Annotated in this window: 8 protein-coding genes, 1 tRNA gene and 1 rRNA gene; 8 read left to right on the top strand and 2 right to left on the bottom strand. The window is 62.1% G+C overall.

All coding sequences use genetic code 11. The annotated features are described in order from the left end of the window. A 5S ribosomal RNA gene (rrf, locus tag DJ029_RS22625) occupies nt 1–76 on the top strand; the annotation flags it as partial. Nucleotides 77–117: 41 nt separating this feature from the next. Continuing rightward, nucleotides 118–194 (top strand) — tRNA-Met (locus DJ029_RS21135). Nucleotides 195–646: 452 nt separating this feature from the next. On the opposite strand, the gene DJ029_RS21130 is transcribed toward DJ029_RS21135, so the two are convergent. Continuing rightward, nucleotides 647–1,549 (bottom strand): LysR family transcriptional regulator, encoded by a 903-nt coding sequence (locus DJ029_RS21130; protein ID WP_112324451.1) that lies wholly within the window; start codon nt 1,547–1,549, stop codon nt 647–649. Nucleotides 1,550–1,659: 110 nt separating this feature from the next. On the opposite strand from DJ029_RS21130, the gene DJ029_RS21125 reads away from it, so the two are divergent. The 5 genes from DJ029_RS21125 to DJ029_RS21105 are packed head-to-tail and all read left to right on the top strand — an operon-like array spanning nt 1,660 to nt 4,978. After that, entirely contained in the window at nt 1,660–1,893 is a 234-nt protein-coding gene (locus DJ029_RS21125; protein ID WP_112324450.1) for a hypothetical protein, read from the top strand. Between the two features lie 17 nt (nt 1,894–1,910). Next, complete coding sequence (locus DJ029_RS21120) at nt 1,911–2,447, top strand: GNAT family N-acetyltransferase (protein WP_157966479.1); 537 nt, start codon at nt 1,911–1,913, stop codon at nt 2,445–2,447. After that, on the top strand, nt 2,440–3,198 hold the full coding sequence (locus DJ029_RS21115; RefSeq protein WP_198671234.1) for a gamma-glutamylcyclotransferase: 759 nt from the start codon (nt 2,440–2,442) through the stop codon (nt 3,196–3,198). The genes DJ029_RS21120 and DJ029_RS21115 overlap by 8 nt, the downstream gene beginning before the upstream one ends. Continuing rightward, nucleotides 3,195–4,259, top strand: coding sequence for a dipeptidase (locus tag DJ029_RS21110; RefSeq protein WP_112324448.1), 1,065 nt, complete (start codon nt 3,195–3,197; stop codon nt 4,257–4,259). Before DJ029_RS21115 ends, DJ029_RS21110 begins: the two co-directional genes overlap by 4 nt. Continuing rightward, a complete protein-coding gene (locus DJ029_RS21105; RefSeq protein ID WP_112324447.1) occupies nt 4,259–4,978 on the top strand; it encodes a gamma-glutamylcyclotransferase in 720 nt (239 codons plus the stop codon). Before DJ029_RS21110 ends, DJ029_RS21105 begins: the two co-directional genes overlap by 1 nt. Nucleotides 4,979–5,253: 275 nt before the next feature. Here DJ029_RS21105 and DJ029_RS21100 read toward each other — a convergent pair whose 3' ends face one another. Continuing rightward, nucleotides 5,254–5,886, bottom strand: a complete 633-nt coding sequence (locus tag DJ029_RS21100; protein ID WP_112324446.1) for a tyrosine-type recombinase/integrase — start codon at nt 5,884–5,886, stop codon at nt 5,254–5,256. A 307-nt stretch (nt 5,887–6,193) separates the two neighbouring features. On the opposite strand from DJ029_RS21100, the gene trpS reads away from it, so the two are divergent. Further along, a complete protein-coding gene (gene trpS, locus DJ029_RS21095) occupies nt 6,194–7,195 on the top strand; it encodes a tryptophan--tRNA ligase (protein WP_112324445.1) in 1,002 nt (333 codons plus the stop codon). Nucleotides 7,196–7,318 lie beyond the last annotated feature (123 nt).

Genomic DNA, 7,318 nt, shown 5'->3' with positions numbered 1-7,318 from the left:
CCGAACTCGGCCGTTAAGCGCCACCGCGCCGATGGTACTGCGTCTCAAGACGTGGGAGAGTAGGTCACCGCCAAACCTGCTAAACTCAAAGTCGCTCGATGAATGATCGTTTACTGTCGCGGGGTGGAGCAGCCCGGTAGCTCGTCAGGCTCATAACCTGAAGGTCGTAGGTTCAAATCCTACCCCCGCAACCAAATCTAAAAAAACCAATATCTTACGCGCCGTCTGTCAGGGCGGCTCTTTGCTTTACAGATCCGTGTCCGCGCCATGTCCGCACTGGTCGGGAAAAACATATCCTTGAAAAGCCAACCCGGCTGCGCCGGTCAGCAGCGTTGTGCCGCTTCGGGCGGGGTCAGGACCTTCACCGCACCGGTCAAGAACGGCAGTAATGCGCAGGAAACGGACAGCGCAAATTTGCAAACTGTGTTGCGACATGCAGCAGCGCGGCATCGTAGCTCAGCCCAATTTGTTTAGCCATCTACACGACCGGCCGATTTTGCTGCCGTTCAGACGGGTCGACACTCTGCATTGTATTGCACCAGACCAGCTTGCCGCAGTTTTCCCGGCAGAGCGATGCGTCGATACACGCGAGCCTCGACTTCCTGTCATTGAATCGTGACATGGTTTTCAGTGACCTGCCTGGACCTCAATTGCGGCTCTTGGGCAAGTTCTCGAGCAGGAAATCCAGCACCATCCGAACCGGGCTTGCGTCACCCACATTGGCTGGCCAGATCGCATAGGTCTCTATGGGACGAAGCGGCACACCGGGAAGAAGACGCACAAGCCTCCCGTCCCGCACATGGTCTTGGACCACCTCTTTCGGGATCGCAAGAACGCCAATCCCTTCGCGCGCGAGTTCTTCCGCCACCAACATGGAATCCAGCGTGGCCGCGATGCGGGGCTCGACACGCTGACCGGCAGGCCTCGGCTCAAGCAGAAAATCGTTCAGGCGCAACCCGGGTGGAAACTCGATCCAGTCCCAGGCCGCCAGATCCTCGATTACCTTTGCGGGCGACCGGGCCGTCACATAGTCTGGTGATGCAGTCAGCCAGACTTCATAGCGTCGAAACAAGCGGGATTTGTAGGCTGAATCCTTCAGACCGGACGTTCCCCCCCGGATCGCGAGGTCGAACTGCGACCCCGAGAGATCGCTGAATGCGTCCGTGAAGGTGATCGAAAAGGTCAGTCCGGGAAATCTCTTCAGCAACTGGGCCCAGGTTGCCCCGAACGCGGGGTGTTGTGCGCCTGAAGGCAGCGTCACCCGAATGTGGCCGACGGGTTGTGCCTTGCGCATTTGCATCGCCGCCATGCCCTTATCGGCCGCCTGAGTCATCAGACGCGTGCTACGCAGCAGTTCGGCCCCCGCATCGGTTAACGAAAGGTTCCGCGTCGACCGATAGAACAAGGGCAGATCGAGCTGCATCTCGAGCTGGCTGACATGGTGGCTGACAACCGATGGCGAAATGCCAAGACGCTTCGCCGCACCGCGAAACGACCCCGCATCCACCACGGCCTGAAAAACTGCCATCCGAGCAAGGTGATCCATCATTGTTCGATCATATCGAACACAGAAACCAAAATCACCCGGATAGTGCGCGGCAGAATTCCGTCAGAGGATCTAGCCGGATCAAACACCGCAAGCCTTGAAGGATCCCGATCATGGCCGTCATCGACACCAACCTCGCCTTCGCCCCCCGCCCCGCTGCCTCGCTGCGCCGCGCCGCTGCCCTGCTACGTTGCCTTGCCACGCGGCTGTCCGCGCCCGCCGATCCGGACGACGCGCGCACGCGCCGGGACTTCGTTCGTGAGATGACCGCACGCAACCCCAACGCTTTTTCCAGCGATCTGGACGTACAGGCCTTGATGCTAGACTATCCCGGACACTTCCGATGACCGCGCGGAGTGCGGCCATGGCCCTGACCATCACCCGCGCAGAGACGCCCGAAGACCTCGTCGCAGCGCGGGCGTTGATCCGCGCTTTCGTCGCATGGGCCATGGAACATGTGGCCAAGGGCGAAAACCCGAACCCGTCAGTCTTCGCCAACCTTGAAGCTGAAATCGCCGGTCTGCCGGGACGCTTCGGCCCGCCCTCGGGCTGTCTGCTGCTGGCACGGCTCGACGGGGCGCCGGTGGGCTGTGTCGCCTTCTACGGGCAGGACGCGACGACGATGGAGATCAAGCGCATGTTCGTGCGCCCCGATGCATGGGGTCACGGGATCGGCGCGCAGATGCTGAAAGTGCTGCTGGCCGAGGCCGAGGCCGCCGGATACGTCCGCTACCGTTTGTCCACCCATCACGAACTGCATGCCGCCCAGTCGCTTTACCGGCGCGCCGGATTTCGTGACGTGCCCGGCTCACCGGATTTTCCGGGCATCGTCGAAGGCGTCGACATCTGCATGGAAATGATACCGGTCCGCGAGACCAAAGAGGAGAGCCGCCTTGCCTGAACTGACCAACCCGTTTGCCCATCACCCTGAATTGTGCGACCGGATCGCGGACACCGAGACGTCCTACTTTCGAACGTTCAGCGTTGAGGCGATCATGGCAGCAGACCCCCAACAGGAGGCGCTTCGCGACTGGGTCCATACCGACGCACAGCGCGAGGCGATCCGGGCCGAGGCGCTGGCAGGCCATTCGGGCGATCTGTGGGTCTTCGGCTATGGGTCGCTGATGTGGGATCCGGCCTTGCGCTTTGCCGAGGTGCGGCGCGCCCATGTCGCGGGCCATGCCCGCCGCCTGATCCTGGTAGACACCAGGGGCGGCCGCGGCACCAAAGAGGCACCGGGCCTGTTCGCGACGCTGGATGCCGTCGAAGGGTGCGACGGGTGCGAGGGGCTGGCCTTTCGGATCGCGGCGGCGGATGTCGAGGCCGAGACCGAGATCCTGTTCCGGCGCGAGATGATTGCGCCCGGTTACCTCGCCCGGTTCGTCCCGGCCCGGATCGGCGACGCGGAGTTCCGCGTGTTGACCTTTGTCGCGGACCACGATGTGCCGGACGTGCGCCCCGACCTGACCTACGAGGAGCAGATCCGCTACGTCGCCCATGGGGTGGGCGATCTTGGCACCAGCCGAGACTATCTGGCCAACATCGTGGGGCATTTCACGCATCTCGGGATCACCGATGCGCATTGTAGCGACCTGTTATGCGCGGTGGATGCCCATCTCACCATAATGGCAAACAAGGAGGCTTCCGAGTGACCGCGCCCATCCCATTCTTCGACGGCCATAACGATTTTCTGCTTCGCCTGCTGAAAGCCCCCGCCCCGCGCGACGAGACATGGTTGGGCACGGCTGGCCATGGCCATCTGGACCTCGCTCGGATGAAGAACGCGGGCTTTGCGGGCGGGATGTTTGCAATCTTCGTGCCGCCCGCGTCCAGCGGCCCACCGCCCGACTTCAAGGCGCTGATGGCCGATCCGCCTTACGCTCTACCCATGCCGCCCGAGATGACGCATCCGCAGGCCCAGCCCGACGCGCTGGCCATGGCGGGGTTGTTGCACTGGATGGAACGCTCGGCACCCAATGACTTCCGCGTTTGCCGATCGGTGGCCGACATCCGCACAGCCATGAAGACCGGCGTCATCGCGGGTATGATGCATATGGAAGGAGCGGAGGCGATCGGCCCCGACCTTGACGCGCTCTACCTTTTTCACGACATCGGCCTGCGCTCGCTTGGCCCAGTCTGGAGCCGGCCGACGATCTTTGGCCACGGCGTGCCGATGGCCTTTCCGGGCAGCCCCGACACCGGGCCGGGCCTTACCGAGGCAGGCCTTGATCTGGTGCGCCTGTGCGACGAACTTGGTATCGTGATCGACCTGTCGCATCTGAACGAAAAGGGCTTCGACGATGTGGCCCGCTGCTCTGCTGCGCCGCTGGTCGCGACCCATTCCAACGCCCATGCGCTTTGTGACAGCCCGCGCAACCTGACGGACCGGCAGTTGCACATGATCCGCGAGCGCGGTGGCATGGTTGGATTCAACTTTGCGGCTTTCTACCTCAATGCCGATGGCACGGCCGACACAGGCACCGGATGGGACGTGATGCTGCGCCATCTCGACCATCTGATCGCGCAGGCCGGCGAGGATCACGTCGGGCTGGGGTCGGACTTTGATGGATGTGTCCTGCCTGACCTTATCGGCGACGTTACCGGCGTGCCGCGCCTGTTCGACGCAATGGCCGCTCACGGGTACGGCGATGACTTGATCCGGAAGCTCGCGCACGAGAACTGGCTCGCCTGTATCGACCGGTGCCTGAACTGATGTCCGGCCTGAAGGATTTGCCCATCGTCCCGCCCCTGCGCCTCACCCGCACCCTTGTCGACCGGCTGCCGCCGCGCGTAGATGAACGCGGGCCCGTGATGCTCGAGGATCCCCCGCCGGAGTTCTACCACCGGACTGCCTCTGGAATCCTTGAGCGGCTTGAAACGCAAGGCGCCGTCTGGGTCTTCGCCGCAGGTTCCTTGATCTGGAACCCGCGCATGGAGGTAGCCGAACGCCGGGCTGCGCAAGTGACCGGGTGGCAGCGAGCGTTCTGCCTGACCGATCGGCGCTTCCGGGGCTGCCCTTCAACGCCGGGGCTGATGATGTCCCTCGACCGGGGCGGGGCCTGTTCCGGTGTGGTCCTGCGGATGGACACCGGCGACAACCCGCTGGCCGCGCTGGTGAGCCTTCTGCAGAATGAGCCCCCGGTACCGCCCGAACACGTAACCGCCGAAACTGAGGCCGGCCCTGTCGAGGCGATACTCTTCGCCGCCGATCCCGCCTTTCCGCTGTACCGGCCCGAGCCTGCAATGGAAGAGCTGGCTGACATGCTCGCCTGTGCCGTGGGGCACATAGGCACGATGGCCGAATACCTGCTGAACACTGTTACCGAACTGAAGCGGGCCGGCGTCCACGACCTGCACCTGTGGCGCCTGCAGGAGATGGTGGCGGAGCGTCTAGAGCGTCTGCCGGGCCCCGGGTCTACCGCTGTTCACTAAGTTCACGCTGCAGACCGAAGTACTCGCCCACGCAAGTAGTCCACAATGAATATCGCTTTCCTAAACCGCTGCCGCCTGAGCAATCTGCAGCATCACCGAGTTCGGCAGGCCGGTGACGAGTGTCCGCTTTGTGCGAGGCGATCGCAAATTTCCCCACCTCCAAGATGGTTCTTGGAGGGCTTTTATTATCCGTCGGCAAAGGGCTGGTAGTAGTCGTTAGTCGCGTCTAGTACCAAGGTCGGCGCCGGGCCGTCCACGAAGGACGGCCCGGCCGGTTAGATTTCGACCGACTCGGAGATCGAGAGTGCGTCCTCCAGCTCGACGCCGAGGTAACGGACGGTGCTGTCCATCTTCGTATGACCAAGCAGGAGTTGAACCGCACGGAGGTTTCCGGTCTTGGGGTAAATTTGGGCGACTTTGGTCCGTCGCATCGAGTGCGTGCCGTATGAGCTCGGTTCGAGGTCGATCGAGATCACCCAGTCCCGGACCAGCCGTGCGTATTGTCGTGTGGAGATATGCAGGCGTTCATGAAATCGACCGGGCCAGAGATGTTCGGACCCGATCATCTGTGGCTCATCGATCCAACGCGCGAGCGACCTACGGGTGCCCTCAGTGATCTCTAAGCGGACAGGTTTCTGAGTTTTGCTTTGGATGATCGAAGCGCGCTCTTTGACCTGGCCAGCTGCATAGACATCCGCGACCTTGAGTTTTACCAGATCACAGCCTCGAAGCTTGCTGTCGATGGCAAGGTTGAAAAGGGCAAGATCACGGTAGTTTTCGGAGATCTCCAAGCGCACGCGAATGGCCCAGACGTGCTTGGGCATGAGCGGGCGCTTCTGTCCGTCGACGCGCCCCTTGTTCCAGGCTGGGCGGCAGGCGCGAATGGCAGGTAAGTTGGCAATGGGCATGATGGCTCCTACGATCCGCCACGCCCTGCCACGACACCAACCCGACGTTGGTGCGCCATCTTATCACGCAGATCCGGCGGCGCGGCCAACGTCGGGAAGGAGCCCTTAATACCATTTGATTGACGAGTGACCTCGCCGACGATATGCAGCGTTCCATGGAAATCACTATGATCATCGCAATGACCTGGTGGCTGGCCTCTTGACAGGGTGGCCGGATGACCAATCGTATTCTGAGGCCGCCGCATGGGCGGCCTTTTGTTTTCCGAGCTTCCCGATGCGCTGCCTCTCGTTTCATGGGAAGACACAAATGAACAGAACAACCATTCTGACAGGCGACCGCACCACGGGGCCGCTTCACATCGGGCATTATGCAGGCTCGCTCGCAAACCGGCTGCGCTATCAGGACAGCCATGAGCAGTTCTTGCTGCTGGCGGATACCCAAGCCCTGACCGACAACGCCCATGACCCGGAGAAGGTGCAGCGCAGCGTGATGGAGGTCGCGCTGGATTATCTAGCCGTGGGCATTGATCCCAGTCGCACCACTATCTGCCTGCAATCGCATCTTCCGGCGCTGGCGGAGCTGGCGATGCTCTATCTGAACTTCGTCACGGTCGCGCGGCTAGAACGGAACCCGACAATCAAGGATGAAATCCGCGCGCGCGGCTTCGGGCGCGACATTCCCGCCGGATTTCTGTGTTATCCGGCGGCACAGGCGGCGGACATCACGGCCTTCAAGGCGACGGTCGTACCGGTCGGTGAGGATCAGGCCCCGCTGATCGAGCAAACGAACGAGATCGTGCGGCGCATCAACGCAACCGCAGGCCGCGACGTGCTGCCCGAGGCGCGGGCGATCATACCCAAAGCGGGCCGGTTGCCCGGTATCGACGGCAAGGCCAAGATGTCGAAATCCGGTGGCAACGCAATTGCCCTGTCCGCCTCGCCCGAGGAGATCCGAAGTGCCGTCAAGGCGATGTTCACCGACCCGAACCATCTGCGTGTCGAAGACCCGGGCTGCGTCGAGGGCAATGTCGTCTTCACTTATCTCGACGCCTTCGATCCCGATCAAGATGGGCTTGCCGAGCTTAAGGCACAGTACCAGCGCGGCGGGCTTGGTGATGGCAAGATCAAGGCGCGTCTGGAAGCGATCCTCCAAGAGCTTATCGCCCCAATTCGCATGCGCAGAGCACAGCTCTCCGAAGACCGGGGATACGTTCTTGAGGTCATCAGAGAGGGCACGGAACGGGCGCGAGAACGCACCGAGGCGACAAAGCGCGACGTGGTGAACGCCTTGGGTCTATTCCAGTTGTAGGGGAGCAGAGGCGGGTGAGCTACTCCCCATCCGTTGGACAGGATCTGGCGTAAATTAAGCTACTCGTTGCACCTGCTGATCGGGTTGGTTGATATCATTTCTCTGCCAATAGACCACGGCTGG

Origin of the sequence: Oceanibium sediminis (assembly GCF_003265325.1) — a bacterium.
GTDB classification, from domain to species: domain Bacteria; phylum Pseudomonadota; class Alphaproteobacteria; order Rhodobacterales; family Rhodobacteraceae; genus Halovulum; species Halovulum sediminis.
Note: the sequence above shows the minus strand (reverse complement) of the source record. Positions and strands in the feature narration are given on the sequence as shown.